The organism is Aquabacterium sp., from assembly GCF_035476535.1.
Classification (GTDB): Bacteria; Pseudomonadota; Gammaproteobacteria; order Burkholderiales; family Burkholderiaceae_C; genus Pseudaquabacterium.
The window spans coordinates 1-24,652 of record NZ_DATILJ010000257.1; the positions used below are offsets into that span (position 1 = coordinate 1).

Consider the following 24,652-nt stretch of genomic DNA (forward strand, 5'->3'; position numbering starts at 1 on the left):
TTCTGCGCCGCGGCCGCCACCAGCGCGATCCGCGCAGCCGCGCCGGCGACACGCATCCGGTCGAACAGGTCGGCCACGCTGGAGGAGCCGCCGGTGATCTGCAAGGGGACCAGCTTGGCCATCACGCCCATGGCGCCGCGCATGGCTTCGGCCGCCTGGCCATGGTCCAGGTCAGCGAAGGGGACGTTGTGTTTTATCAGGGCCCGGTTGTAGTAGGCCGCGCCCGGCGGGCCGTGCTCGACGCGGATGCTGTCCCACGCCACATCCAGTTCCTCGGCCACCAGCGCCGCCAGCGTGGTGTGGATGCCTTGGCCCATCTCGGCGCGCGGGGTGATCAGCGTCACGCCCTGGCCATCGATGCGCACGTAGGGCGTGAGTGCGGTGGCACCTTGCGGCAGGTCGCCCAGCAGCGGATTGGGCGCCGCCTGCCTGACCTTGTAGACGCCGAAGGCCACGCCACCGACGACGGCGGCCGAGCCGATCAGGAAGGTGCGGCGAGCGATGGTTGCGAGCTTGCTCATGCCGAGACTCCCCGAATGCGCTTGCCAGCGTCGTGGATGGCCGCACGGATGCGCGGATAGGCACCGCAGCGGCAGAGGTTGCCCGACATGGCTTCATCGATGTCGGCGTCGCTGGGCGCTGGGTTCTTCTGCAGCAGGGCGGCCGCACTCATGATCTGGCCCGACTGGCAGTAGCCGCACTGGGCAACCTGGTGCTCGACCCAGGCCGCCTGCACGGCGTGCAAGCTGGCCGGCGTGCCCAGGCCCTCGACCGTGATGACGGCACCGCTGACGGAGCCCACCGGCGTCACGCACGAGCGCACCGCGGTACCGTCCACATGCACGGTGCACGCGCCGCACTGCGCCATGCCGCAGCCGAACTTGGTGCCAGGCAGGTTCAGTTCATCGCGCAGCACCCACAGCAGGGGCATCTCGGGCTCGACGTCGATTGCGTGGGACTTTCCGTTGACGGTCAGCTTCATGTCGCTTGCTCTGTCGGTGCAAAGACGCCATTGTTTCGACGGAGTCGCCTGCGTGCACGCACCGATGGCGCCATAGTGGGGGCCAAACGCGCCAACGGGCCCCACCTGTGTGGCGCGATCAGCCAATGCCCTGGCGCGATGCGCGAACTAGACTTGACGCATGCAATCCGCGCGTACCGACGACCTGACTGCTCCCAACGATCGCCTTGCCCAGGCCCGTACCTTCTCGGTCTGGCCCGCTTGGAAGGTGCTGCTGCAAGACGCCGGGGTGAACGGCGCCAATGTGCTGCGCCGCGCGAAGTTGCCCGGCGACTTGTTCGCAAGGGACAGTGTCCGGCTCGATTCCGCAAGCTACTTCCGGCTGTGGGAAGCCATCGATGAGGAGGCCGGGCAAGCGGACGGTCCGGCGCCTTTGCGCTTTGCGCTTTGCGCGGAAGATGTCGACCGACTGGTTCAATCCGGAACTCTTTGTCGCCTTGTGCAGCGAAGACATGAACGGTGCGCTGGCCCGCCTCGCCAAATACAAGAGCGGGCCGGTGGCGCTGAAGCTTGAGCACACTGCACGCGGCACCACGGCCGCGCTGGAGTTCCTCGACCGCGGGCTGACTCCGCCGCGCGTGCTCATGGCGTTCAAGCTGGTCTTCTTCGTGCAGCTTGCGCGCCTGGCCACGCGCAGCCCGGTGCACCCGCTGCGCGTAGGGTGGCCTGCACCGGATCTGTCGGCCCGTGATGCGGACGCCTACGCCACCTGGTTTGGCGTCCCGGTGGAAGACTTGGCCGTGCCCACCGTGGTGTTCGCGGCGGAAGACACGCAGCGCCCGTTCCTCACGGCGAACCATGGCATGTGGAAGTTCTTCGAACCGGCCCTGCGCCAGCGCCTGGCCGACCTGGAGAAAAACGCCAGCACCGTCGAACGCCTGCGCAGTGCGCTGCTTGAGGCTTTGCCCGCCGGCGAAGTGTCCATGCCGGCCGTGTGCAAAAAACTCGGCGTCAGCACGCGCACGCTGCAGCGCAGGTTGCAAGAGGAGGGCAGCAGCGTCCAGCAGACGCTCGACACCCTGCGCAATTCATTGGCGCACCACTACCTGCGCCACTCGTCGCTGTCCGGCACGGAGATATCTTTCCTGCTCGGCTTCGAGGGTCCCAACTCCTTCGTGCGGGCGTTCCAGACGTGGACCGGATCGACGCCGCAGGCGGTTCGATTGGCCCACTCGAAAGGCAGTGGCAAGGCTAGCCTTCACATTGCTAGGCTGCTGCCTTGAAGACGCTCTGCAAGGTTTCGCCGGTGGCGATCAGCTTTTCTTCTTGCGACGCAACAGCAAAGAGTTCGCACCTCCAACCCGCACCAGCGGTTGAAGGCGGCGGACTGGTTGATGGCGCGCAGTTGAGCGTGCACATCTTGAACGTCTGCCATGGTGTCGCTCCCTTGCCAATCGAGGCCAGCAAAGGGTCAGGCGTGAAGCGCCGGGTAGTCGGTGTAGCCCTTCTCCCCGGGCGTGTAGAAGGTCTGCGGGTCCACCGCATTCAGCGGCGACCCCTGGCGCAGCCGCTTCACGAGGTCCGGGTTGGCGAGGAACGGTCGGCCCATCGCGATCAGGTCGGCGCGGCCGCTGGTCAGCGCTTGCTCGGCCTGCGCCTTGTCGACGAAGCCGCCGGCCAGGATGAACGGCCCTTCGAACGCAGCGCGCAGACCGGCTTTCAGGCCATCCGGAACGACCGGTGCACCGAGTGCCGAATGGTCCAGCACATGGGCGTACATCAGGCCGAGTGCGGACAGTTCCTTGGCCAGCGCCAGATACTGCTCATCGACTCCAGGGAATGCGCCGGCGCCGTTGAACACGCCATGGGGCGACAGCCGGATGCCGACGCGGTCCGCGCCGATGGCCCGGGCGGCCGCGGCCGCAACCTCCAGAACCAGCCGGTTGCGTCCCTCGGGCGTGCCACCGTAGCCGTCGACGCGGCGATTGATGTTGGCGTTCAGGAACTGTTCCAGCAGATAGCCGTTGGCGGCGTGCAGTTCGACGCCGTCGAAGCCGGCTTCCATGGCCAGGCGGGCCGCCTGCACGTACTCGTCGATGGTGGTCGCGATGTCCGCGACCGTCATGGCGCGCGGCGCCGTGTGCGGCTGGCTGCCTTGCACGTCGGTCCACATCTCGCCCGGGCAGGGCTCCGCCGATGGCCCGAGCACTTCGGCGCCGGCCGGCAGGTTGGCCTGGTGGCTGACGCGGCCGGTGTGCATGAGTTGCACCACGATCCGGCCACCCTTGGCGTGCACGGCATCCGTCACCAGCTTCCAGCCGGAGACATGCTGCGTGTTGAAGAGGCCCGGAATGCGGGCATAGCCCAGGCCGTTGGGTGATGGCGACGTGCCCTCGGTGATGATCAGGCCCGCGCCGGCGCGTTGCGCGTAGTAGGTGGCCATCAGCGCATTGGCGGTGTTGTCGTGGACAGCACGGCTGCGCGTCAACGGCGACATGACGAGGCGGTTGGCCAGCTGAACCTTGCGCAGCGGGAAGGGTTCGAAGAGCATGGGTCGTCCTTGAGGTGGTTGGAGATCGTTGGGAGGCGGCAGGCGGTGCGGGGCCAAGCCTTGGCCTGGCCGCGTAGGTCAGGCCGGCTGCGGCAGGTAGCTGGGCGTGGGCGCGGTCATCCCCTGCTTGACCTGCTGCGTGAACGCATCGGCCAACACTTCGTGCTGACCGGCTTCCAGTCCGTCGAGTGCGCGGCTGACGATGTCCTCGGGGCTCGATTTCGGAACGTCGAAGCCCCTCGTGAGGTCGGTGTCGACGTAGGCCATGTGCAAGCCCAGGACCTGCGTGCGTTGCGCCGCCAACTCGTGGCGCAGGGCATTGGTCAGCGACCACGCGGCGGCCTTGCTGGCCGAGTAGGCGGCCAGTTCGCCGCCGTTCACCCAGGAGGCGACCGACAACACATTGAGCAGGCCACCGCCACCGTTGTCCTTGAGCACGGGGGCGAAGGCCTGGCTCATGCGCAGCATGGCGAAGAAGTTCGTCTCGAACAGGCGCCGCGCAGTGTCTTCGCCGTCGGCCGCCAGAAAGCCGCCCGGCTGCGCGATGCCCGCGTTGTTGATCAGCAGCGTCACATCCGCCGCCTGCTGGACGGCCGCCTGCACCTCGGCCGGCTGGTTCACATCCAGCCGCAGCGCATGCACACCCGCAAGGGTCACGCTGGCAGGGTCTCGCGCACCGGCGTACACCTTGCGAGCGCCGCGGGCCAACAAGGCGCGGCAGAAGGCCAGGCCGATGCCGCGATTGGCGCCGGTGACAAGGACGACGGCGTTTTCGATTTTCATGAGGGTTTCCTTGAAGTGGGGGGCAAGAAGCTCACGGCTGCTGCAAGGGCAGAATCCGCAGGACTGTCGGTCAATGGGGTCTGGGGGCCAGCTGGATGGCAAAGGCCCCCACGCCGCCCGAGCCGGCCTGGATGAAGACACTCTGCCCTCTCTTCAGGGCGGCCACTTCCACCAGCGCCTGCCAAGCCGTCAAGCCCACCAGCGGCAGCGAAGCAGCCTCTGCCATGCTCAGCGCCTTCGGCTTGAGCGCCAGGGAAGACTCCTTGACCGGGATGAACTTGGCAAACGTGCCGATGCGGAAATCATCAGCCCGTGCATAGACCTCATCGCCGACCTTGAACTGCTTCGCCTGGCGGCCCAGCTTCACCACCACGCCGGCCACGTCGTGGCCGAGAACGAGTGGCATGCCATAACGCAGGATGAGCTTGAACTCGCCGTTCCTGATCTTGGCGTCGAGCAGGTTCACGCCAGCAGCGTGCACTTCCACCGGCACCTCGTCATCGCGCAATTCGGGTACGGGTACGTCGGTCAGTTGCAGCGCGCGCTGCTTGCCGTATCGGTCGAGCACGAAGGCTTTCACGTCGGTTCCTCGTTGAACACACGATCCATCGACCTGTGAAGTCCAATTGAAATGATGTTAATCATACGTTTTGGCGAATGCGATGGACGATGGTGTGAGTCAGTCCTGCTGGGGAACGAGGTGGGCCCGTGCGGCCTGGCAGAGGGCGTCCGACAGGCCCGGCTCATCGACGGCGCGGGCCAGCACGACGGCCCCGACCATCGCGGCCACGGTGACGAGCGCGCCACCTATTCCGCACCCGCACGATCCGCGGCTTCGGCCGGCATCGCATCACGTGACGCGAAGTGGGCGTAGAACGCCCCATGGGTGAGGCCGGCCTGCTTCATGATGTCGGCGACACCGGTCCCGTCGTAGCCGCTCTTGCGGATCGCGCGTGCGGCAACCGCCACGATGCGCTCGTGCGACGCCTCTTTGGCAGCGGTTTTGGCGTTGGATTTTTCTTCTCGCATGATGCTCACCATACATCTTCAACGGCAAGACAAACCAGGCCCATCACCGGGTTGTCGACAGCCCCTCGTCACCCCATCGCGTGACGCGAACGGCAAGCGCTGCTGCCAACCCGAACACGGCCATGCCGAGCGCGACCAGCGCGAAGACCGTCCAAGGCTCGGTCGATGTCTGCAGCAGCGTCCAGCCACCGATCGCCACGACCAGCAGGCGCAAGCTGCCGGCCAGCACCAGGCCACCGACCTTTCCCGCGCCCAGCGCCGAGAAGTACAGGCTCAGGCCCAGCCCGAACAAGCCGTACACCGGCCCGGCCCAGTGGAAGTAGAGCCCAGCCGATGCTTGTACCGCGGGGTCGCGCGTGAACAGCCCCACCCACAGACCTGGTGCGATGGCCACGACCCCGCCCAACAGGCCCAACGTGGCGGTGGCCAGCAGCGCCGCGATCCAGGCCACGCGCTTGGCGCGGGCCACCATGCCCGCGCCGATGGCCATGCCCACCAGCGGCACCGACGCCACGCCAATGGCAAAGCTGATCGGGATCAGGAGGAACTCGAGCCGCGCGCCGATGCCGTAGCCCGCCAGTGCCGTCGCACCGAACTGCGCCACCAAGCGTGTCAGGATGAGCACCGTCAACACCGTCTGCAGGGGCGAGATGCAAGCCAGCGCCCCCACCTTCAGGATGTCGGCCAGCAAGCCCCGCTGCAGCGACGTGGCGCGAACCGCCAGGCTGACCTGGGACCGGCCGCTGCGCAGATACCAGAACAGAAAAGCGGCACCGGCCGTGAAGGCGATGACCTGCCCAGCGGCCACGCCGGGCATGCCAAGCCGGGGACACGGCCCCCAGCCCAGGCCCAGCGCCCCGCCGATGACCACCTGTGCCAGCGAGACCAGCAGGAAGGTCGCCGACGGCACCAGCATGTTCCCGGCGCCACGCAGCACCGAGGCGAAGGTGTTCATCAACCAGACGCCGAGGGAGCCGCAGAACGCCACGTTGGAATAGGCGACGGCCTGCGCCAGCGCCTCGCCGCGGCCGCCCAGGCCGCCATAGATCGCCGGCCCCCAGACCAGCATCAGCAGACCGTTCACCCCACCAGCGGCCAGCCCGATCCACAGCGCATGCACCGCCAGGGCGTTGGCACGTTCCAGCGCGCCGGCCCCCAGCGCCCGGCTGATCGCCGCAGCCACGCCGCCGCCCATCGCGCCGCCGGAGAGCATCATCTGCAGCATGACCATCGGGAACACCAGGGCCATGCCGGCCAGCGAGGGCACGCCGAAACTGCCGACATAGGCCGTCTCGGCCACGGTCGCCAGCGCGGTGGCCAGCATCGCAGCCATGTTGGGCAGCGCAAAGCGCAGCAGGGCCGGCAGGATCGGTGCCGTCAGCAGCGATGGCGCTGGGGCTCGACCCGACAACGGCGGCGGTGGAACTGCCGCGGCCCTCATGCGCCATCCGCCAGTGCCTGTGCCTGCACGTGCCGCAGCCGGCAGCCGCTCACCACTTCTCGTTCCACGGCCGCAGCACCACCTCGAAGGCCCAGGTCGACCGATGCTGGCGGTGCAGTTGCAGATACATCTCGGCGATATGGTCCGGGTCGGCCATGTTGTCATCGGTGGTCGTGCCCGCCAGCCGGTGTGCACGGCTGCCGTCTTCCTGACGCCAGCCCACCGCGGCATCGATTGGCACGTTCACCACATGGATGCCCTGTGGCATCAGTTCCCGCGCCATGCTCTGCGCCAGGCCGGTCTTGGCCTGGCAGGCCATCGCGAAGGCAGCGCTGGCCGGGAAGCCCTTCAGCGCCGCACTGGCGTTGGTGAAGACGATCGTGCCCTTCGCGCCGTTGGCATCCGGCGTATTCGCCTGCATCAGCCGCGCAGCCTGCCGGCCGACCAGGAAGGCGCTGAACGCCGCGTTGCGCAGCGTGTCCAGCGCCAGGGCGGGGTCGGCCTCGGCGATGCCCTTGCGGAAAATGCCTGGCACCCGGCCGTCGATGTTGTGCACCACGAGGCGGGGTGCGCCGAGATCGCGCGTCACCTGCGCGAACAGCGACGCCACGCTGGCCGCGTCGGCCGCATCGCAGGCACAGGGCCGCACGCCGTGCGACTGCGCCAGCGACTGCAGCGCCGGCTTGTCGGGGTTGCGGGCCGCGATGGCCACGGCCATGCCGCTTTGCGCGAACAGCCTGGCGCAACTGGCGCTGATGCCGGGGCCGCCGCCGACGATCAGTGCCACCTCGGGCGCTGAAGCCGCAGAGCCTTGCTGGTCGGTCGAAGCCATGTCGCGATTCCCTGCTGTTGCCGTTCGGTTGCCGTGCCGCGGAGGTGGACAGTGCGGCTTCAGGCCGGGTCGGTGCGATTCAGCGCCAGCAGGCGGTCACGCACCGACTTCAGCAACGCGTCTGACTTCTTCTGATCGGTCTGCACCCGTGCCAGCAGCACGGCGCCGACCATCGCGCTCACCGCCAGCATGGCGTCGCCCTCGTCCTGGGTGTGCAGGGACTGGGTGAGTTCCCCGACGAAATCATCGAGGTGCGCCGACATGACGGCCCGCGACGCTTCGTCGGCGCGCGACACATCCGATGCCAGCGCGGCGATCGCACAGCCGCTGGTGCGTGCATCCCGGTGCGCGCGGCTGACGTAGCCCTTCACCCGCGTCTCATAGCTGCGCGGCGCATCACCAGGCTTCATGCTGGCGGTGGCCGTCTTGGCGCCTTCGACCAGCGCCCGCTCCAACGCCTGCGCCAGCAGGTCGGACCGGGATCCGAAGTGGTTGTAGAAGCCGCCATGCGTCAGATCCACGCTGCGCATCAGTTTGCTGACGCTGACTGACTCCAGGCCGGTATCGCGCACGGCATCGGCCGCCTTGCGCAGGATGCGCTCGCGGCTCTGCGCCTTGTCGGCTTGTGAATGTCCCATGGTGGTTTCCCGCGTGTTGACCGTCTGAATTGTAGTCGTCATACTGGACGATGATACTCGTCATCCTGAAGAATGACGATCGTCATCCTCGATCAAGACGTCCAGCCAACGGCATGGACGCCGGCCGCCCGGCACCTGGAGACACCATGGCCCCTGACCCCCAGCACGCGCTCACCCGCATCCACCAGCTCATGGCGCCCTGGGTAGCCGACACGCCCGACGCACCGGCGGTGCGCGATGCCCACCTGTCGCTGAGTTACGTCCAGCTCGATACCGCGGCGCGCACGGCACAGGCGCACCTGGAAGGGCTGGGGCTGCGCCCGGGCGACCGGCTGCTGGTGGTGGGCGAGAACTGCGTGGCGCTGTGCGTGCTGGTGCTGGCCGCCAGCCGCATGGACATCTGGACCGTGGTGGCCAACGCCCGGCTGTCCGACCGCGAGATCGACCTGTTCGTCGACCATGCCCAGCCGCGCCGGGTGCTGTACACGCCGCATGTATCGCCCGAGGCCGCCCGCCACGCCGAGCGCCACGGCGCCCGCAGCCAGCCCTGGCCAGGCCTGGGCGACCTGCCAGTGGGTGCGCTGAACGAGACCACCGTGTCGGAGCCCTGCTTTGCCGACCCGCGCGAGCAGGTGGGCTGCGTGCTCTACACCTCCGGCACCTCGGGCGCCCCCAAGGGCGTGATGCTGACCCACGCCAACATGCTGTTCACCGCCACCAGCGCAGCGCGCATGCGCGGCCTGCACCCCGGCGACCTGAGCTACGGCGTGCTGCCGATGGCCCACATCGTCGGCCTGACGGCGCAGTTCATGGGCAACCTGTGCGGCGGTGCGGCCCTGGCCTTGGCGCCGCGCTTCACACCGGCCGAGACCGCCCGCATGCTGCGCGACGAAGGGGTCACCGTGTTCACCGGCGTGCCCGCGATGATGGCCAAGATGCTGGACTGGTCGCGCGAGACCGGCACGCCGCTGACCGCGCCGCGCCTGCGGCTGATGACGGTGGCCGGCTCGCCGATGACGCCGTCGCTCAAGCAGGAGGCCGAGGCCGCCTTCGGCCTGCCGCTGGACAACGGCTATGGCCTGACCGAATGTGCACCCACGGTCGCGCAGACGCGCACCGGGGAACGGCGCAGCGACTGCGCCGTCGGCCAGCCGATCCCCGGTGTCGAGGTGCGCATCGTCGGCCCCGGGGGTGTGGCCGTGCCGCCTGGCGAGGTGGGCGAGCTCTGGGTGCGCAGCCCGGGGCTGATGAAGGGCTACTACCGCAGCCCGGACCTCACGGCCCAGGTGATCGATGCCGACGGCTGGTTCAACACCGGCGACATGGTGCGCACCGAGCCCGACGGCGCGCTGACCGTCGCCGGTCGCAGCAAGGAACTGATCATCCGCTCGGGCCTGAACGTCTACCCGGTCGAGGTGGAGCAGGCCATCAACGCCCACCCCGAGGTGGTGCAGTCGGCGGTGGTCGGCCGCACGGTCGACAGCAATGAGGAGGTCGTGGCCTTCGTCGAGCGCGCGGCTGGTTCGTCGCTCGACGGCGCCGCGCTGCGTGCCCACCTGCGCGACCATCTGGCGCCCTACAAGATCCCCGGCGAGATCCGTTTCCTGGCCACCCTGCCCGCCGCGCCCACCGGCAAGCTGCTCAAGGGCGTGATGAAGACCATGGCGCAGCAGGCGGTGCCCCCCGGCGCCGACGCGCCCCCACAGTGAAAGCACCCACCATGTCCGACCGAAAAGCCATCCTCGTCATCGGTGCCGGCGACGCCACCGGCGGCGCCATCGCCCGCCGTTTTGCGCGCGAGGGCTACATCGCCTGCGTCACCCGGCGCACCGCCGACAAGCTGCAGCCGCTGGTCGAGCAGATCCGCGCCGACGGCGGCGAGGCCCATGCCTTCGGCAGCGACGCGCGCAAGGAAGAGGCGATGGTGTCGCTGGTCGAGACCATCGAGCGCGACATCGCGCCGATCGAGGTGGCGGTGTTCAACATCGGCGCCAACGTGCGCTTCAGCATCACCGAGACCACCGCCCGCGTCTACCACAAGGTGTGGGAGATGGCCTGCTTCAGCGGCTTCCTGATGGGGCGCGAGACGGCCAAGGTGATGCTGCCGCGCGGCCGCGGCACCATCATCTTCACCGGCGCCACCGCCAGCGTGCGCGGGCGCGAGGGCTTCGCCGCCTTCGCCGGCGCCAAGCACGCGCTGCGGGCGCTGGCGCAGAGCATGGCGCGCGAGCTGTGGCCGAAGAACATCCACGTCGCACACACCGTGATCGACGGTTCGATCGACACCGAGTGGATCCGCACCAACTTCCCCGAGAGCTACGCCAAGAAGGACCGGCAGGGCATCCTCAGCCCCGACAGCATCGCCGAGGCGTATTGGCAGATCCACCGGCAGCCGCGCGACGCCTGGTCGCACGAGACCGAGCTGCGACCGTGGATGGAGAGCTGGTGAGCCGCGCCGGCCCCACCCTTCCCCTGCGCCCTGCCCCCCGCCACCCCACCCGGAGCACCGCGATGCCGCCCGTCCATGTCAAGTTCCTGTTCGACTTCGGCAGCCCCAATGCCTACCTGTGCCACAAGGTGATCCCGGCCATCGAGGCCCGCACTGGCGCCGTGTTCGAGTACGTGCCGATCCTGCTGGGCGGGCTGTTCAAGCTGTCCAACAACCGGTCGCCTGGCGAGGCGTTTGCCGGCATCCCCAACAAGCAGGCCTACGACCGCATGGAGATCACCCGCTTCGTCGCCCGGCACGGCCTGTCGAAGTACCGCTTCAACCCGCACTTCCCGGTCAACACGCTGAAGATCATGCGCGGCGCTTGTGCCGCGCAGAAGTTCGGCTGCCTGCCGGCCTATGTTGATGTGGTGTATGCGGCGATGTGGGAGGACGGCCGGAACATGGACGACCTGCCCACCCTCACCGCCACGCTGGACGCCGGCGGCCTGGACAGCCAGGCGATCCTGGCCCTGTCGCAGGACCCGGAGGTGAAGGCCACGCTGCTGGCCAACACCCAGTCGGCGCACGACCACGGCGCCTTCGGCTCGCCCAGCTTCCTGATCGGCCGCGAGCTGTGGTTCGGCAAGGACCGGCTGGGCGACGTGGAGGAGGCCATCCTCGCCGGGGCGGCGTCATGAGCTCGCCGGGCCGCCCCAAGAGCGAATCCCGGAGTGCGCAGCACGAAGGGTCCCCAGTGAGTGCGGCGGCCCCGCTCACCTGGCACAAGTCGGCCTGCAACCTCTGCTACATCAACTGCGGGGTCGAACTCGGCGTCAGCGGCGACGACGCAGGCCAGCGCATCGTCAAGGTGCGCGGCGACGCCGACAACCCGCGCTCGCAGGGCTACCTGTGCAACAAGGCCCAGGCCATCCCCAGCTACGTGCACCACCGCGACCGCTTGACCACGCCGCTGCGCCGGCGTGCCGACGGCAGCCACGAGGCGATCGACTGGGACACCGCGATCCGCGAGATCGCCGAGCGCCTGGGCGCGGTGGTGTCCCGCCATGGCGGCCAGTGTGTGGCGGCATTCGGCGGTGGTGGCCAGGGCAACCATGCCGGCGGCAGCTTTGCCTTCAGCTTCCTGCGGGCGCTGGGCTCCCGCACGGTGTTCAACGCGCTGTCGCAGGAGAAGACCGGCGACTTCTGGCTGAACGGCCACATCTTCGGCTCGCAGATGTGCCACACCGCCGAGGACATCCACCACTGCGATTTGCTGCTGGTGCTTGGCGCCAACCCGCGGCTGGCGCACGGCTTCACGAACGCGCGCGACCAGCTCAACGGCCTGCGCAAGGACCCGCAGCGCAAGCTGATCGTGGTCGACCCCCGGCGCACCGAGACGGCCGATGCGGCCGACCTGCACATCGCCCTGCGCCCGGGCACCGATGCGTTCCTGCTGGGCGCGCTGCTGGCCGAGCTGATGCGCCGCAATGCCTTCGACGAGGCCTTCCTGGCCGCACATGCGGTGGGCGCGGACGAGGTCAAGGCCGTGCTGGCCGAGGTGCCCGTGGCCGAGTGGCTGGCGGCGGCCGACGTCGGCGCCGACGACTTCGCGCAGTTGGTGCACCTGGTGCTCGACGCCAAGGCCATGGTGGTGCGGGTGGAACTGGGCATCCAGCAGGGGCTGAACTCGACGCTCAACTCCTACCTGGAGAAGTTGCTGTACCTGATGACCGGCCACTTCAGCCGCCCCGGCACGCACGGCCTGCACAGCTGGCTGGCGCCGCTTTGGGGCAACACCCCGGGCGCGCGCCACTTCGCCACCCAGGCCGAGGTGATCTGCGGCCTGCTGTCGCCCAATGTGTTCCCCGATGCGGTGCTCAGCGAGCACCCCGACCGCCTGCGTGTGCTGTGGGTGGACAGCGCCAACCCGGTGAACACCGCCGCCGACACCGCTCGCGTGCTGCAGGCGATGGCCGCGCTGGACCTGATGGTGGTGGTCGACGTGGCCTACACCGAGACCGCTGCACAGGCCGACTACGTGCTGCCGGCCTCGTCCACCTACGAAAAGTGCGAGTTCACCCTCTTCAACTTCGAATTGCCGACCAACTACTTCCACGTCCGCGCGCCGGTGCTGCCGCCGCTGCCGGGCACGCTGCCGGAGCCCGAGATCTACGGCCGGCTGGGCCGCGCGATGGGCCTGATGCCGGACGAGGCGGTGCTGGACGCGCTGCGCGAGGCGGCCCGTGATCCAGCCCGTTTTGGCGCCGCATTCGCCGACGCTGCCGCGGCCGACCGGAACGTCGGCAAGCTGGGCAGCCAGGTGCTGTACGAGACCCTGGGCCGCACGCTGCCCGACGGCACTGCGGCGGCCGCACCGCTGTGGCAGGCCTGCCACCGCCTGGCGCGGACGCGGCCACAGGCGGTGCGCCAGGCGCTGCAGGCCGGTGCCGATGTCGACGCAGCCGATGCGCTGCCCGACGACGGCCCGGCGCTGGGCGAACGGCTGTTCCGCACCGTCGTCGGCGCACGGTCGGGCGCGGCCTTCTCGGTGCACACCTCGTCGTGGGACTTCATCGAGCATGCCGACCGCAAGCTGCACCTGGCCGTGCCGCAGATGCTCGACTGGCTGCGCACACTCGACCCCAAGTCGGCCGGCCCGGATCCGGCATGGCCGTTCGTGCTGTCGGCCGGCCAGCGGCGGCTGAACAACGCCAACCAGATCCTGCGCGACCCCGGCACCCGCACCAGCGACCCCGATGGCGCGCTGTACATCCACCCCGACGATCTGACCGCGCTGGGCGTGGCCGACCGCGGCGCCGTGATGGTGGAAACCGCCCGCGCCCGCATGGTGGTGCGCGCCAAGGCTACCGACTCGATGCGCCGCGGCCATGTCGCCCTGCCCCACGGCTATGGCCAGCGGCATCCGGCGGCCGACGGCATACGGCAGGTGGTCGGCCCGCCGATCAACTGGCTGACCGACGGCGCGGCACGCGACCGCGTGGCCGACACGCCGCACCACAAGCATGTGCCGGTGCGGCTGCATGCAGCGCCGGCCGATGCGGTGCTGAACACGGTGCTGCCGGCACCTGCAGTCGCACATTGATCTCCACCAGCAAAGGAACGCAACATGGGCACTTCCGACACCGGCCGCGTGACGATGGACATCGACGGCCATGTCTGCACGATCACCGTCGACAACACCGCGAAGAAGAACGCCTACACCCCGGCCATGCTCGACCAGGTGGCCGAGTTCATGACCACCTTCGAGGACAACGACGAGCTCTGGGTCGCCATCTTCTGCTCCGCCGGCGAGCACACCACGGCCGGGCTGGACATGCCGCGCTTCTTCGGCCCCACCGCCGAGCCGAACCGCCGCCGGCCGGGTCTGGTCGATCCCTTCGGGCTGGAGCGGCGCTGCACCAAACCAGTCATCGCCGTGGTGCAGGGCATCACCTACACCGTGGGCATCGAGATGGCACTGGCGCAGGACATCGTGATCGCCGCCGACACCGCCCGCTTCCAGCAGCTGGAGTCACGGCGCGGCATCGCGCCACTGGGCGGCGCGCACTTCCGCTACCTGTCGCGCACCGGCTGGGGCAACGCGATGCACCTGCTGTTCACCTGCGAGGAATTCGGCGCCGAGCGCGCGCTGCAGCTGGGCTTCGTGCAGGAGGTGCATCCGTTCGGCCGGCACATGGACCGTGCGCGCGAGCTGGCCGCCACCATCTGCGAATGCGCGCCCATCGGCCTGCGCGCCACCAAGAAGGCCGCCATGGCCTACATCGAAGGTGGGGAGCAGGCCGCGATCGCATGCATCCCCGCGATCAAGGAACAGGTCTTCGCCACCGAAGACTTCAAGGAGGGTATCCAGTCCTTCGTGGATCGGCGCAAGGCCAGGTTCTCTGGCCGCTGAGCGCGAACAGAACCACCAGGCTGCCACTTCAATCCTTGAAGAACTCCGATTCGACGACGACCGTGCCGTCCTTCTGCTTGACCGACTTCAACCCTCCGAAGGCAGCCTCGTGCTGCTGCTGCTGCTGGCCGCGCCCTGGCTGTTCGCCGAGTACTGGCTCGCCCAGCTCACCTTCGTCCTGATCTACGCCATCGTCGGCATGGGGCTGATGCTGCTGGCGGGCTTCACCGGGCTCTTCTCCATCGGCCACGCTGCCTTCCTGGGGAGCTGCTTGCGATTTGCTTTCGGTGGCCCGTAAGCAAAAAAGCACTTACAGCGCGATCGCTGTAAGTGCTTGTTTTTGCTAGCTATTTTGGTGGGCCCTGAGTGACTCGAACACTCGACCAACGGATTAAGAGTCTCGCGATCATCTCAATGAAATCAAGGAGTTAGATCGATATCAGTTCCGCACAATCCGCGAATTCGAGGTGCGGAGCGCCAGGATCTGCGCAGGCCAGAAAATCTTTGCGGAACGGTTTCGAGTGCCCAGGCAACGCGATTCTCGTCGCCCACAAAGTCTACTCGCCACTGGCCCTGAGGCGCCCTCGGAAGTGCCGCGCCAGCAGACTCTTGGCCTCGAGTTGCTGCTGTCCATTGTTGGATCGTCGCCGGCGCCGCAGCGCCAAGCGAAACCCGCGAGCGGGTCGGACAGCGCATGGCGCAGCGCCACGACGATCCGACGATGGCCTGCATCGAGTTCAAGCGCAAACCGTGCTGCTCGGCGATTCGTTCCCACTGATCAGCGCGCTTGGGCATCTCTTCGGCCAAGTGCATCGGCCGGGATTCGCCCACCGGCATCCCGAAGAATGCTGCAATGGCCGGCCACATGTCGCGCCAGACGATCGCATCTCCGATCTGATTCGTGGAAAGAGCAAACTTTTTTGCGATCGATGCGCTGGCGAACATGGCAGCAACATCGGGGTTGATGGTCGAGCTGAAGGTGAAGAAGCCCCCAGTCGCCAGGAAGCGCCGGCCACGAAGACGCGATCACCAGTCGCGCCAGACGAGACGGCAAATTCGATCTCGCCGACGGCCGCCTAAACAAGTTTTGCCTGCCCACAGGTTGCACACGACGACCTACGCATCACCAAGGAATGAACCCACCTGGTACTTCGCGAGCGCGGTTCTTCGACGGAGGTGCGTCACCGCAACAGGATGTGCTCGTCCTGACGCGCGCCACCGGATAGCCATCGACGCCACCTCCGCGAGCGCCTGGGCTATCTCGATGCGAGCCACGTCGCCAGGCTCATGCCCATCACGTTCGGGTAGTCCTTTCGCGGCGCTCGCCGCCTGGCCCTTCCCTCGCAATCGGGCGCTGCCCCTGCGCCAACGGCCAGGGCTCCAGGCTTGATGTCCATGACTTCACCGCTCCCCTCCACCAACGAGGTAGGCGAGTGCTGCGGAGGTTGCTCGGCCTGCGCGTTCCCGACACCCAGGGCGCCGATGATGATGAGCGCAGCAGCTTTCAGCATGATGTGTCTATGGCCAGTCCCGCGCTTCAAGCCGCGCGCTTGCCGACGATGACGACGGTCTGCACGGCCACATTCGAAGTTTCGGCTTGCTGCGCTTGGATATCGTAGCCGTGGGCCAGGCCCGTCATCGAGCTCAGCACGGCCAGCGTGACCGCTGTGGCGACGCCGAACGAAGCGACTTGCTGGCGAACGGTGATCAGGCTGAAACGGGTCATGGTGGGCTCCTGTGGCATGCGTTGTTCGATGAAGGCACTGTAGGGATGGGCGCCCCCTGCAGCCACCCCCGTGCGACGAACGCGCAGCACGTTCCGATGAGCTGCATTTGCGAGCGATCGACGCCCCTGCCTTCGCGGACCGAGACGGTCATTCGGGGCCGCGTCGACTCAACTCGACAGTTTCAGGCCGGCGATCCCGATCATGATCAGCCCCAGGCATGCAAGGCGGACGGCTGCCGCCGAATCGCCCATCAGCACGATGCCGAGGATGACCGTCCCGAGCGTACCGATGCCCGTCCAGACCGCGTAGGCGGTGCCGACCGGCAGATGCCTCATCGCCAGGCCAAGCAAGGCGATGCTCATCACCATGGCGGCGACGGTCAGCGCGGTTGGCACGGGCTTCGTGAAGCCCTCGGTGTACTTGAGCCCGATGGCCCAGCCGATTTCGAACAGTCCTGCGAAGATGATGAGCGTCCAAGGCATGCATCGAACTCTACCGATGCGACCTGTCGACAGCGACTGTGGTTCGGCAACCACCCATGCCATGCGAGGACGATCTATCCGTCAAACTGCGCGAAGGAGGGTTCGGTAGATGTGCGTTCCGGGGCGGCAAGCGGCCGTAACCTGCATCAGCCTGATCCACTCCGCCGTCGTGTCGCCGCCTTGATCCTGCCCAAGTGCACCGGCGTGATGCCCAGGTAGGACGCGATGATCTCCTGCGACAGCAGGGATTCGAGCGAGCCGAAGCGTTCACGGAACCAGGCATAGCGGCGATCCGCCTTGAGCATCAGCAAGGCGTACTCCCGCTCCGACTTCTGCCGGTACAGGCCTTCGAGCAACGACACGAAGAAGGAGGCCCACTGCGGCCGCGTCACGGCCTGTTCGCGCAGCCAGGCGTAGGGCATGGACACGACGCTGCTCGGCAGGATCTCCTCGATCGACGTGCGCGAAGGACCGCCGCGGACCAGGTCTTCCAGCGATCCGAACACATCGCCCGGTCGCGCCAACCACTTGGCCTTGCGCGCGCCATCAGCTGCCTCGTAGAACTCGCCGATCACGCCCCCCAGGACCAGCCCGGCGTGCAGCGCCTGCTCGCCCGCGGCCAGCAGAGACGCGCCCTTGTCCAGCACACGCTCGCGCGCGATCTCGCCCATCGCGCTTCGTGCCTGCTCGGACACGAGCCCGTGCGCGAGGGTCAACTGGTCGAGTTGGTGGCGGCCAAGGGGTGACAGCGGCATGGGCGGCACAACAAATGTTGGAGACGCAAGGGTAGCGCCTGCCTAGAGTGCGACTCACCGATCCCTTCCTCGAGCACCATGACCGGCGCGGACCCGCGTGATCCGACGGTCCGCTTGTCGACGACGAACGCCGAACAGGACATCCACACCGACGGAGCGGACGTGATCGGCCTGCTGTGCCTGCATGCTGCGAAGTCCGGTGGTCAAAGCCGCATCGTCAGCTCGGTCAGCGTCTTCGACACGATGCACCAGGCCCGACCCGACCTGGCACGGCTGCTGTTCGAGCCTTGGCACTTCCACTTGAAGGGCGAGCACGCACCAGGCGCGCAGCCGTACTTCTCGCTGCCGATCGTGAGGCGCGTCGGTGGCCAGCTATCGACCTTCTTCATCGGCTGGTACATCCGCGATGCGACCGGCCTGCCCGCTGTGCCGCCACTCACGCAGGCCCGGCAGGACGCATTGAGCCTGTACGAGGCGATCGCCAACGATCCCGCGCTGTACCTGGACATGGACTTCCGGCGCCGCGACATTCAGTGGCTGAAGAACTCGGTGATCTTGCACAAACGCATGTCCTACGAAGACCACGACGAACCCGTGCGCAAGCGTCACCTCTGGCGCCTGTGGCTGGCCTCGCCTGACTTCGAGGACGGCATCGTGGCCCTGCGTCGGGGACACGCTGCCGCCGCGCAAGCCTCAGCGGCGCCACGAGACGCTGACCATGCTTGACAGCATCGTGATCGGCGGCGGCCAAGCGGGACTGGCCACCGGCTGGCATCTGCGCAACGCCGGGCTCACCTTCACGATCCTCGAGGCCTGCGACGGCGTCGGCGGGTCCTGGCCGCACTACTACGACAGCCTTCGGCTGTTCTCGCCCGTTGCCTATTCCAGCCTGCCCGGCCTGCCGCTTCCCGGCAGTCCGGACGCCTACCCGTTGCGGGATGACGTCGTTCGCTATCTGCAGGCCTATGCGCAGCGGTGGGACCTGCCGGTAAGAACACGGAACCGTGTCCTGCGCGTGAGTCGATCGGGCGCCGCCTTCGAGGTCGAGATTCAAGGCGGCGAGCGCTTGGCGACGCGGAGCGTGATCGCGGCCACGGGTTCGTTCTCGCGCCCACACCGACCGGATCTCTCGGGACTCGACGGCTTCAAGGGCCAGGTGCTCCACAGTGCGAACTACCGATCAGCGGCAAGCGTCGAAGGACGCCGTGTCGTCGTGGTAGGCGGGGCGAACTCCGCCGTGCAGATCGCCGTCGAGCTCAGCGAGCACAAGCGCGTGAGCCTGGCGACACGACGACCCATCAGGTTTGTCCCTCAGCGCGTGCTCGGGCGTGATTTCCACTTCTGGCTTCGCTGGTCGGGCCTGGACCGCACGCGCTGGCTCAGCGACGAAAGCACGCCGGTGCTCGACGATGGTCGCTGTCGCCAAGCCGTCCGCGCCGGCCGGCCGGACAGGCGGCGGATGTTCAAGCGGGCCACACCTGACGGCGTGACATGGTCGGACGGCAAGGAGGAGCGCATCGATGCGATCGTGCTCGCGACCGGATACCGGCCGAACCTGGACTTCCTGGCGCCGCTGGTTCCGATCGATCAGCACCGGCGCGTCCGACAGCGAGCGGGGATCGCGGACACAGAGGGCCTCTATTACGTCGGCCTGCCTCGGCAACGCAACTTCGCCTCAGCCACGCTGCGCGGCGTCGGCCCCGACGCTGGCCACGTTGTGAACCATCTGCTGCGCTGGCTGAGCGACGGGCGACACTGACTTGCATATATTCTGTATTTCTATTAAAGTGGAAATATGGAAGATGATCAAGTAGTCAAGGCGCTGACCGCGTTGGCGCAACCAGTCCGATTGAAGGTGTTCCGGGCGCTCGTTGTCAGCGGGCAGACTGGTCTGACACCCGGAACCATGGCCGAGGCGCTGAACGTCCCGCCCAACACGCTGTCGTTCCACCTGAAGGAGCTGACGCATGCCGGCCTGGTGACGCAAGAGCGCGCCAGCCGGCACATCATCTACCGCGCCGCGTACGGGCAGATGAACGCGCTGCTCGCCTACCTCACCGAAAACTGCTGCCAGGGTGTCGAGTGCCTCGACGCGACGGCAGCGTCCTGCAAGTGCTGAAGGAGAACCCCTTGAAGAGATTCCATGTCCACGCCCACGTCGACGACCTGCAGGCGAGCATCGCGTTCTACTCGAAGATGTTTGCCGCGGAGCCGACCCGCGTCGAAGGCGACTACGCCAAGTGGATGCTCGAAGACCCCCGCCTCAACTTCGCGATCTCAACGCGAGGCGGCAAGTCTGGGGTTGACCACCTGGGCATCCAGACCGACACGGAAGAGGAACTCGTCGAGCTCAAGGCCCGTGCCGAGGCGGCCGACATGACGCTGCAGGACGTGGGCGAGACCACCTGCTGCTACGCCCGCAGCGACAAGTACTGGCTCACCGACCCGCAAGGCATCGCCTGGGAGCAGTTCCATACCTTGGGCAGCATTCCTGTCTTCAGCGAGAAGACTCCCGAGGTCGCTCCGGCACAGCCAAGCGCCTGCTGCGCGGGTGCTGCGCCGCGGGGCAAACCGGTCGGCATCGCGATCGCCGCGGCGCCTGGTTCGTCCTGCTGCTGAGGAGTTGCCATGTCCGACAGACCCTACAACGTGCTGTTCATCTGCACGGGCAACTCCGCGCGCTCCATCCTCGCCGAAGGCCTGCTGAACGAGCTTGGCAAAGGTCGGTTCCAAGCGTTTTCAGCCGGCAGTCACCCGAAGGGCGCGGTGCATCCGCTGGCACTTCGCGAACTGGAAATCCTGCGCATCCCGACCGACGGATTCCGCAGCAAGAGCTGGGAGGAGTTCGCTACTCCGGAGGCCCCGGAGATGGACTTCGTCTTCACGGTCTGTGACCAGGCCGCCGGCGAAATGTGCCCCGTCTGGCCCGGCCAACCGATGACCGCGCACTGGGGCCTGCATGACCCCGCCGCCGTCGAAGGCGACGAAGCAGTGAAGCAAAAGGCCTTTCGTGACGCCGCCATCACGATGAAGCGGCGACTCGAGCTGATGATGGCACTGCCATTGAAGAGCCTGGACTCGTTGGCCATCCATCGAGAAGTCAAGGACATCGGGAAGCGTTGAAGCCATGACGACGAACGTGCTTTGCCGCCACATAGCAGCGCCCTGAGCCCTCTCAGCCATGCCCACCGTCACCATCTTCCACAACCCGTCCTGCGGCACCTCGCGCAATACCTTGGCCATGATTCGTGCCAGCGGCGAAGAGCCTGTGGTCATCGAGCACCTCAAGACGCCGCCATCCGAGGCGCGCCTGCGCGAACTCATTGCCGCAATGGGCATGCCGGTCCGGGCCCTGCCGCGAGAGAAGGGCACGCCCTACGCTGAACTGCAACTTGCCGACCCCCAGGGGACCGAGGCGCAGTTGCTCGACTTCATGCACGCGCATCCCCTCCTCGGGCGACCGGCGTAGAGCGTCTCCACCGCGCAGTTCTCGGGGCCACGGCCCCTTCTTCTTAGGCGTCTAGTTGCTGTTGACAACCATATCGAAGGAGCTTAAGGTGCAAGCACTTAGTTGCTATCGACAACCACATGAGCGAAGCGAAGATTCTGTCAGGCAGCCTGCTGCGCGAAGTGGCGCGGCTGTACACGCGCGCGCAGCGCGTCGTCGCCGACTGCTGCCGCACGACCAACACCCAGTGTCACCTGTTGACCGAGTTGGCACGCAGCGGGCCGTTGCCGCTGTCCGAACTCGGCACCCGCGTCTGCCTGGAAAAGAGCTGGGTGTCACGTGCGGTCGACGCGATGGTCGAACGTGGCGTGGTGACCAAGGAACCCAACCCGGTCGACGCAAGGAGCTGGCTCGTCACGCTCACCGACGAAGGCATTCGCACCGTCGAAGAGCTCAACCAGACACTGGACTCGCATGCCGAGCAGTTGCTGGGCTCGCTCAGCCAACGTGAGCGCTCGGCCGTCGAGCACTCGCTCCTGTTGTTGATGAAGGCGTTGCGCGACGACACGGCAGCCAATTGCTGCCTGCCAGCGCCGGAACGAAAGGAACCCAGATCATGCAAACCCTGAACATCTCGCTGCGGCCCGCTGGCCAGAACGACTGGCCCGCCGTGGCTTCCCTGCTCGAAGCGAACAAGCTGCCATTGGACGGCGCGCGCGAACACCTGTCGACTTACCTGCTGGCGACCCGCAACGGCAAAGTCATCGGCAGCGCCGGGGCGGAGGTCTACGGCAGCGTCGCGCTGCTGCGCTCGGTGGCCGTGGCGCCCGGCCTGCATCGCCAAGGCATCGGGCGCGCGCTCGTTTCGCGCCTGATCGAGGAGGCCACCCGGCGGCAGATCGCCACCCTCCACCTGTTGAGTGTGACGGCGCCGGAGTATTTCGCGCAGTTCGGCTTCAAGCGCGGTCCGATCGACCGGGCGCCACAAGCGCTGAAGGCCTCGGCGGAATTCCAGGGCACCTGCCCCGCCTGCGCGGCCTTCATGTCGCTCACACTGGCCAAGACATTACCAGCACGCACCGACCTGCCGGTCGCGGTCATCGGCGCCGGACCGGTCGGCCTGGCCGCTGCGGCGCGGCTGATCGAGCGTGGCATCAAGCCCATCGTGCTGGAGGCGGGATCCGGGGTCGGCGCGAACCTGGTCGACTATGGCCACGTCCGGCTGTTCTCGCCCTGGCAGTACAACATCGACCACGCGATGGCAGCGCAGCTGGCGCCAACGGGGTGGCTGGCGCCGCCCGCCGAGGAATTGCCCTTGGCCGGCGAGGTCGTCGAGCGTGTGTTGAAACCTTTTGCGGCCTTGCCCGCCGTATCCCGTGCGCTGCGACTGAACACCCGCGTCATGGCGATCAGCCGCGAAGGTTTCGACAAGGTCAAGACCGTCGGCCGCGAATCGTCGGCGTTCGTGATCCGCGCGATGCAGGACGGCCAGCCGATCGAGCTGCGGGCCCGTGCCGTGATCGACGCCAGCGGCACCTGGGGCACGCCCAATCCGCTGGGCGCGAACGGGCTGCCGGCCGCCGGCGAACGTGAGAACGCCGAGGCCATCGTCTACGGCATTCCCGATGTCCTGGGCGCCGGGCGCGCGCGCTACGCCGGCAAGCGCACCTTGGTGGTCGGCGCCGGACACTCGGCTGCCAACGCGCTGTTGGCCCTGGCCGAACTCGCCGAAAGCGAACCGGGCACGCGCCTGGCCTGGTCGGTGCGGTCACCCGCGCTGGCACGCGTGTTCGGCGGCGGCGACGCCGATGCCTTGCCCGCCCGGGGCCAGCTCGGCGCCTCGCTGAAGGCGCTGCGCGACAGCGGTCAGCTGGAGTTCGTCAGCGGGCTGCGCATCAGTGCCATCCGGCGGGTCGGCGACACGCTCACGGTGGAAGGCCTGGGGCCGGACCAGCAGCCGCTGCAACTGCACGGCATTCACCAGATCATTTGCGCCACCGGTCAGCGCCCGGACCTGGCTGTGACCAGTGAACTGCGACTGAAGCTGGACCCCTGGCTCGAATCGACCGAAGCACTGGGCCCGTTGATCGACCCGAATCTGCACAGCTGCGGCACGGTGCGACCCCACGGCCACCGTGAGCTGTCGCACCCGGACCAAGGCTTCTACACGCTGGGCGTCAAGAGCTATGGCCGCGCGCCCACATTCTTGATGGCCACCGGCTTCGAGCAAGCACGCTCGGTGGTGGCGGCCCTTGCCGGCGACCTGGAAGCCGCCGATCGGGTGGAACTGGATCTGCCGGAGACCGGTGTCTGCAGTGCGGGGCCGGACGACAGCGTCGGTGAGTCGGGCGCCTGCTGCGGTCCGGCGGTATCGGCTACCGCCGAAGTCGCGCGCGCAAGCGAATCGGCCGCCGTCGCCGTGTCGGCATTGCCGACGCGTGCCGCTGGCGGCTGCGGCTCGAAGTCGTGCGGCGCCCCCGTGGCCCCTGCTGCAGCGGTAGCGCTTGCCGCCGAAGCCCCTGTGGCGCGCCAAGCCGTTTCGCGCTGCTGCGGTTGAAGGGTCTCGTCGTGACACCACCGGGCCAGGTCCGCACCATCACGACGCTGGGCACGGCGCAGACGCTGTCCTGGGCGTCGTCCTACTACCTGCCCGCGATGTTGGCCACCCCGATGGCACGCGATCTCGGCGTGACGCCGCCAACGGTGTTCGCGGCGTTCTCCGTCGCCTTGGTGGTCTCGGCGCTGGTGGGTCCCTGGGCTGGTCGCGCTGGGCCTGGCCCAGGGGCCGTGGTCGTTGTTTGCGGCCTGGGTGCTGATCGGTCTGGCGATGGGCAGCGGCCTCTACGAAGCTGCCTTCGCGACGCTGGTGGGGCTGTATGGCCAGGCCTCGCGAAGCCCCATCACCGGCATCACGCTGATTGCGGGCTTCGCCAGCACGGTCGGTTGGCCCCTGTCGACCTTGCTGGAGCAGCAGTTCGGTTGGCGCGGTGCCTGCTTCGGCTGGGCCGCGCTGCACCTGGTGCTGGGGCTGCCGCTCAACGCCTTGTTACCACGAGCCGAGAGGTCGCTGGCCACAGGCGGCAGCGATGCCGGCGAGCCCGGTGCTGTTTGCTCCAAGGAAACAGACATGAGCCGACTACGTAGGTAGGCCATCGCATGCGTGCTGCCGTAGTCGTTCCACACCTCGACCACATCACCGGGGCTAACGCCCAATTGGCGCGCATCGTCCGGGTTGATCTCCAGATAGGCCATCGGGTAGCGGTCTCGCACGAAGCTGTTGTACTGATCGTGATACGCCGCCTGCCAGACTTCGTTGGCTGGCCCGGCATTGAGCCAGTACTTGTGCTTGGCCTTCTGGTCGGCCACCGGCTTGGGTAGGCCGCTCCACGGCACCGCCTTGAACTCGGCCCGGCCGTCCTTGGTGTCGAACTTGTAGTCGGCATAGACCATCTCGGTGCCGACGAGTTTGTCGCCCTTGACTTCCTTGATCGGCAGCTGAACGCCGTTGGCGGCATCGGTGCTCGCGACATCAAACGCGTCTTCTTTGCCCACGGCCACCGGAGTGTGCCGGAAGCAGTTGCCGCCCGGCTGGCGAATGCCGGCTCAATCGACGGCCATGTCTCGGACACCATGCGCCAGCAAGGCATGAGCGCAACATCGC

The 24,652-nt window shown here is 67.6% G+C and carries 24 protein-coding genes and 7 pseudogenes; 17 read left to right on the forward strand and 14 right to left on the reverse strand.

Annotated elements, in window-relative coordinates:
- Both VLK61_RS25665 and VLK61_RS25670 read right to left on the reverse strand, forming a co-directional pair.
- A partial coding sequence (locus tag VLK61_RS25665) for a molybdopterin cofactor-binding domain-containing protein (protein ID WP_325425358.1) occupies positions 1 to 521 on the reverse strand: 521 nt, incomplete at its 3' end.
- A complete protein-coding gene (locus VLK61_RS25670; RefSeq protein ID WP_325425360.1) occupies positions 518 to 982 on the reverse strand; it encodes a (2Fe-2S)-binding protein in 465 nt (154 codons plus the stop codon). The genes VLK61_RS25670 and VLK61_RS25665, both read right to left, overlap by 4 nt.
- Before the next feature lie 437 nt (positions 983 to 1,419).
- Here VLK61_RS25670 and VLK61_RS25675 point away from each other — a divergent pair, with 437 nt between their 5' ends.
- A complete protein-coding gene (locus VLK61_RS25675) occupies positions 1,420 to 2,244 on the forward strand; it encodes a helix-turn-helix domain-containing protein (RefSeq protein WP_325425362.1) in 825 nt (274 codons plus the stop codon).
- A gap of 188 nt (positions 2,245 to 2,432) precedes the next feature.
- Here the strand turns inward: VLK61_RS25675 and VLK61_RS25680 are convergent, their stop codons facing one another.
- The 7 genes and pseudogenes from VLK61_RS25680 to VLK61_RS25710 form a co-directional block, all read right to left on the reverse strand.
- Positions 2,433 to 3,512, reverse strand: a complete 1,080-nt coding sequence (locus tag VLK61_RS25680; RefSeq protein WP_325425364.1) for an alkene reductase — start codon at positions 3,510 to 3,512, stop codon at positions 2,433 to 2,435.
- Between the two features lie 78 nt (positions 3,513 to 3,590).
- Positions 3,591 to 4,295 carry an SDR family oxidoreductase gene (locus tag VLK61_RS25685; RefSeq protein ID WP_325425366.1) on the reverse strand — a complete coding sequence of 235 codons (705 nt, stop codon included), beginning with the start codon at positions 4,293 to 4,295 and terminating at the stop codon, positions 3,591 to 3,593.
- An 85-nt stretch (positions 4,296 to 4,380) separates the two neighbouring features.
- Positions 4,381 to 4,875 (reverse strand): annotated as a pseudogene (locus VLK61_RS25690) (NADP-dependent oxidoreductase); the annotation flags it as partial.
- A 99-nt stretch (positions 4,876 to 4,974) separates the two neighbouring features.
- Positions 4,975 to 5,336: pseudogene (locus VLK61_RS25695) on the reverse strand (TetR/AcrR family transcriptional regulator).
- A 31-nt stretch (positions 5,337 to 5,367) separates the two neighbouring features.
- A complete protein-coding gene (locus tag VLK61_RS25700) occupies positions 5,368 to 6,735 on the reverse strand; it encodes an MATE family efflux transporter (protein ID WP_325425368.1) in 1,368 nt (455 codons plus the stop codon).
- Between the two features lie 79 nt (positions 6,736 to 6,814).
- Positions 6,815 to 7,597, reverse strand: coding sequence for an SDR family oxidoreductase (locus VLK61_RS25705; protein ID WP_325425370.1), 783 nt, complete (start codon positions 7,595 to 7,597; stop codon positions 6,815 to 6,817).
- Positions 7,598 to 7,656: 59 nt separating this feature from the next.
- On the reverse strand, positions 7,657 to 8,235 hold the full coding sequence (locus VLK61_RS25710; RefSeq protein ID WP_325425372.1) for a TetR/AcrR family transcriptional regulator: 579 nt from the start codon (positions 8,233 to 8,235) through the stop codon (positions 7,657 to 7,659).
- A 146-nt stretch (positions 8,236 to 8,381) separates the two neighbouring features.
- Between VLK61_RS25710 and VLK61_RS25715 the strand changes: the two genes are divergently transcribed.
- From VLK61_RS25715 to VLK61_RS25740, 6 genes and pseudogenes are all read left to right on the forward strand, one after another.
- Positions 8,382 to 9,944: a class I adenylate-forming enzyme family protein gene (locus VLK61_RS25715; RefSeq protein ID WP_325425374.1), complete on the forward strand. Its 1,563-nt coding sequence runs from the start codon at positions 8,382 to 8,384 to the stop codon at positions 9,942 to 9,944.
- An 11-nt stretch (positions 9,945 to 9,955) separates the two neighbouring features.
- Positions 9,956 to 10,684 carry an SDR family oxidoreductase gene (locus tag VLK61_RS25720; protein ID WP_325425376.1) on the forward strand — a complete coding sequence of 243 codons (729 nt, stop codon included), beginning with the start codon at positions 9,956 to 9,958 and terminating at the stop codon, positions 10,682 to 10,684.
- Between the two features lie 62 nt (positions 10,685 to 10,746).
- Positions 10,747 to 11,364, forward strand: coding sequence for a 2-hydroxychromene-2-carboxylate isomerase (locus VLK61_RS25725; protein WP_325425378.1), 618 nt, complete (start codon positions 10,747 to 10,749; stop codon positions 11,362 to 11,364).
- Between the two features lie 56 nt (positions 11,365 to 11,420).
- Positions 11,421 to 13,769 (forward strand): molybdopterin-dependent oxidoreductase, encoded by a 2,349-nt coding sequence (locus VLK61_RS25730; protein ID WP_325425380.1) that lies wholly within the window; start codon positions 11,421 to 11,423, stop codon positions 13,767 to 13,769.
- A 24-nt stretch (positions 13,770 to 13,793) separates the two neighbouring features.
- Positions 13,794 to 14,579, forward strand: a complete 786-nt coding sequence (locus tag VLK61_RS25735) for a crotonase/enoyl-CoA hydratase family protein (RefSeq protein ID WP_325425382.1) — start codon at positions 13,794 to 13,796, stop codon at positions 14,577 to 14,579.
- 106 nt (positions 14,580 to 14,685) lie between these two features.
- Positions 14,686 to 14,844, forward strand: a pseudogene (locus tag VLK61_RS25740) (branched-chain amino acid ABC transporter permease); the annotation flags it as partial.
- A gap of 155 nt (positions 14,845 to 14,999) precedes the next feature.
- Here the strand turns inward: VLK61_RS25740 and VLK61_RS25745 are convergent.
- The 4 genes from VLK61_RS25745 to VLK61_RS25760 all read right to left on the reverse strand — a co-directional run bounded on the left by VLK61_RS25745 (position 15,000) and on the right by VLK61_RS25760 (position 17,543).
- On the reverse strand, positions 15,000 to 15,524 hold the full coding sequence (locus VLK61_RS25745) for a hypothetical protein (RefSeq protein ID WP_325425384.1): 525 nt from the start codon (positions 15,522 to 15,524) through the stop codon (positions 15,000 to 15,002).
- Between the two features lie 592 nt (positions 15,525 to 16,116).
- Positions 16,117 to 16,305 (reverse strand): hypothetical protein, encoded by a 189-nt coding sequence (locus tag VLK61_RS25750; RefSeq protein ID WP_325425386.1) that lies wholly within the window; start codon positions 16,303 to 16,305, stop codon positions 16,117 to 16,119.
- Positions 16,306 to 16,473: 168 nt separating this feature from the next.
- Positions 16,474 to 16,788 carry a quaternary ammonium compound efflux SMR transporter SugE gene (gene sugE, locus VLK61_RS25755; protein ID WP_325425387.1) on the reverse strand — a complete coding sequence of 105 codons (315 nt, stop codon included), beginning with the start codon at positions 16,786 to 16,788 and terminating at the stop codon, positions 16,474 to 16,476.
- Between the two features lie 146 nt (positions 16,789 to 16,934).
- Complete coding sequence (locus VLK61_RS25760) at positions 16,935 to 17,543, reverse strand: Crp/Fnr family transcriptional regulator (protein WP_325425388.1); 609 nt, start codon at positions 17,541 to 17,543, stop codon at positions 16,935 to 16,937.
- A gap of 78 nt (positions 17,544 to 17,621) precedes the next feature.
- Between VLK61_RS25760 and VLK61_RS25765 the strand changes: the two genes are divergently transcribed.
- The 9 genes and pseudogenes from VLK61_RS25765 to VLK61_RS25805 all read left to right on the forward strand — a co-directional run.
- Positions 17,622 to 18,269, forward strand: a complete 648-nt coding sequence (locus VLK61_RS25765; protein WP_325425390.1) for a TauD/TfdA family dioxygenase — start codon at positions 17,622 to 17,624, stop codon at positions 18,267 to 18,269.
- A complete protein-coding gene (locus VLK61_RS25770; protein ID WP_325425392.1) occupies positions 18,262 to 19,302 on the forward strand; it encodes an NAD(P)-binding domain-containing protein in 1,041 nt (346 codons plus the stop codon). Before VLK61_RS25765 ends, VLK61_RS25770 begins: the two co-directional genes overlap by 8 nt.
- A 36-nt stretch (positions 19,303 to 19,338) precedes the next feature.
- A complete protein-coding gene (locus VLK61_RS25775; RefSeq protein ID WP_325425394.1) occupies positions 19,339 to 19,662 on the forward strand; it encodes an ArsR/SmtB family transcription factor in 324 nt (107 codons plus the stop codon).
- An 11-nt stretch (positions 19,663 to 19,673) separates the two neighbouring features.
- Complete coding sequence (locus VLK61_RS25780; RefSeq protein ID WP_325425396.1) at positions 19,674 to 20,162, forward strand: ArsI/CadI family heavy metal resistance metalloenzyme; 489 nt, start codon at positions 19,674 to 19,676, stop codon at positions 20,160 to 20,162.
- Positions 20,163 to 20,171: 9 nt separating this feature from the next.
- On the forward strand, positions 20,172 to 20,666 hold the full coding sequence (locus VLK61_RS25785) for an arsenate reductase ArsC (protein WP_325425398.1): 495 nt from the start codon (positions 20,172 to 20,174) through the stop codon (positions 20,664 to 20,666).
- Positions 20,667 to 20,724: 58 nt separating this feature from the next.
- Positions 20,725 to 20,997: pseudogene (locus VLK61_RS25790) on the forward strand (ArsC/Spx/MgsR family protein); the annotation flags it as partial.
- A gap of 134 nt (positions 20,998 to 21,131) precedes the next feature.
- Positions 21,132 to 21,620 (forward strand): MarR family winged helix-turn-helix transcriptional regulator, encoded by a 489-nt coding sequence (locus tag VLK61_RS25795; RefSeq protein WP_325425400.1) that lies wholly within the window; start codon positions 21,132 to 21,134, stop codon positions 21,618 to 21,620.
- On the forward strand, positions 21,608 to 23,548 hold the full coding sequence (arsN2, locus tag VLK61_RS25800) for an arsenic resistance N-acetyltransferase ArsN2 (RefSeq protein WP_325425402.1): 1,941 nt from the start codon (positions 21,608 to 21,610) through the stop codon (positions 23,546 to 23,548). Before VLK61_RS25795 ends, arsN2 begins: the two co-directional genes overlap by 13 nt.
- An 11-nt stretch (positions 23,549 to 23,559) precedes the next feature.
- A pseudogene (locus tag VLK61_RS25805) lies at positions 23,560 to 24,049 on the forward strand (MFS transporter); the annotation flags it as partial.
- 86 nt (positions 24,050 to 24,135) lie between these two features.
- On the opposite strand, the pseudogene VLK61_RS25810 reads toward VLK61_RS25805, so the two are convergent.
- Positions 24,136 to 24,498, reverse strand: a pseudogene (locus tag VLK61_RS25810) (molybdopterin dinucleotide binding domain-containing protein); the annotation flags it as partial.
- A gap of 57 nt (positions 24,499 to 24,555) precedes the next feature.
- Between VLK61_RS25810 and VLK61_RS25815 the strand changes: the two are divergent.
- Positions 24,556 to 24,648, forward strand: a pseudogene (locus VLK61_RS25815) (hypothetical protein); the annotation flags it as partial.
- Positions 24,649 to 24,652: the final 4 nt, after the last annotated feature.

What these genes read in the sequence shown, in the direction of transcription:
- VLK61_RS25670 (WP_325425360.1), bottom strand. Translation starts at nt 982, where the DNA reads ATGAAGCTGACCGTCAACGGAAAGTCCCACGCAATCGACGTCGAGCCC.
- VLK61_RS25675 (WP_325425362.1), top strand. Translation starts at nt 1,420, where the DNA reads ATGTCGACCGACTGGTTCAATCCGGAACTCTTTGTCGCCTTGTGCAGC.
- VLK61_RS25680 (WP_325425364.1), bottom strand. Translation starts at nt 3,512, where the DNA reads ATGCTCTTCGAACCCTTCCCGCTGCGCAAGGTTCAGCTGGCCAACCGC.
- VLK61_RS25685 (WP_325425366.1), bottom strand. Translation starts at nt 4,295, where the DNA reads ATGAAAATCGAAAACGCCGTCGTCCTTGTCACCGGCGCCAATCGCGGC.
- VLK61_RS25705 (WP_325425370.1), bottom strand. Translation starts at nt 7,597, where the DNA reads ATGGCTTCGACCGACCAGCAAGGCTCTGCGGCTTCAGCGCCCGAGGTG.
- VLK61_RS25710 (WP_325425372.1), bottom strand. Translation starts at nt 8,235, where the DNA reads ATGGGACATTCACAAGCCGACAAGGCGCAGAGCCGCGAGCGCATCCTG.
- VLK61_RS25715 (WP_325425374.1), top strand. Translation starts at nt 8,382, where the DNA reads ATGGCCCCTGACCCCCAGCACGCGCTCACCCGCATCCACCAGCTCATG.
- VLK61_RS25720 (WP_325425376.1), top strand. Translation starts at nt 9,956, where the DNA reads ATGTCCGACCGAAAAGCCATCCTCGTCATCGGTGCCGGCGACGCCACC.
- VLK61_RS25725 (WP_325425378.1), top strand. Translation starts at nt 10,747, where the DNA reads ATGCCGCCCGTCCATGTCAAGTTCCTGTTCGACTTCGGCAGCCCCAAT.
- VLK61_RS25735 (WP_325425382.1), top strand. Translation starts at nt 13,794, where the DNA reads ATGGGCACTTCCGACACCGGCCGCGTGACGATGGACATCGACGGCCAT.
- VLK61_RS25745 (WP_325425384.1), bottom strand. Translation starts at nt 15,524, where the DNA reads ATGTTCGCCAGCGCATCGATCGCAAAAAAGTTTGCTCTTTCCACGAAT.
- VLK61_RS25750 (WP_325425386.1), bottom strand. Translation starts at nt 16,305, where the DNA reads ATGACCCGTTTCAGCCTGATCACCGTTCGCCAGCAAGTCGCTTCGTTC.
- sugE (WP_325425387.1), bottom strand. Translation starts at nt 16,788, where the DNA reads ATGCCTTGGACGCTCATCATCTTCGCAGGACTGTTCGAAATCGGCTGG.
- VLK61_RS25760 (WP_325425388.1), bottom strand. Translation starts at nt 17,543, where the DNA reads ATGCCGCTGTCACCCCTTGGCCGCCACCAACTCGACCAGTTGACCCTC.
- VLK61_RS25765 (WP_325425390.1), top strand. Translation starts at nt 17,622, where the DNA reads ATGACCGGCGCGGACCCGCGTGATCCGACGGTCCGCTTGTCGACGACG.
- VLK61_RS25770 (WP_325425392.1), top strand. Translation starts at nt 18,262, where the DNA reads ATGCTTGACAGCATCGTGATCGGCGGCGGCCAAGCGGGACTGGCCACC.
- VLK61_RS25775 (WP_325425394.1), top strand. Translation starts at nt 19,339, where the DNA reads ATGGAAGATGATCAAGTAGTCAAGGCGCTGACCGCGTTGGCGCAACCA.
- VLK61_RS25785 (WP_325425398.1), top strand. Translation starts at nt 20,172, where the DNA reads ATGTCCGACAGACCCTACAACGTGCTGTTCATCTGCACGGGCAACTCC.
- VLK61_RS25795 (WP_325425400.1), top strand. Translation starts at nt 21,132, where the DNA reads ATGAGCGAAGCGAAGATTCTGTCAGGCAGCCTGCTGCGCGAAGTGGCG.
- arsN2 (WP_325425402.1), top strand. Translation starts at nt 21,608, where the DNA reads ATGCAAACCCTGAACATCTCGCTGCGGCCCGCTGGCCAGAACGACTGG.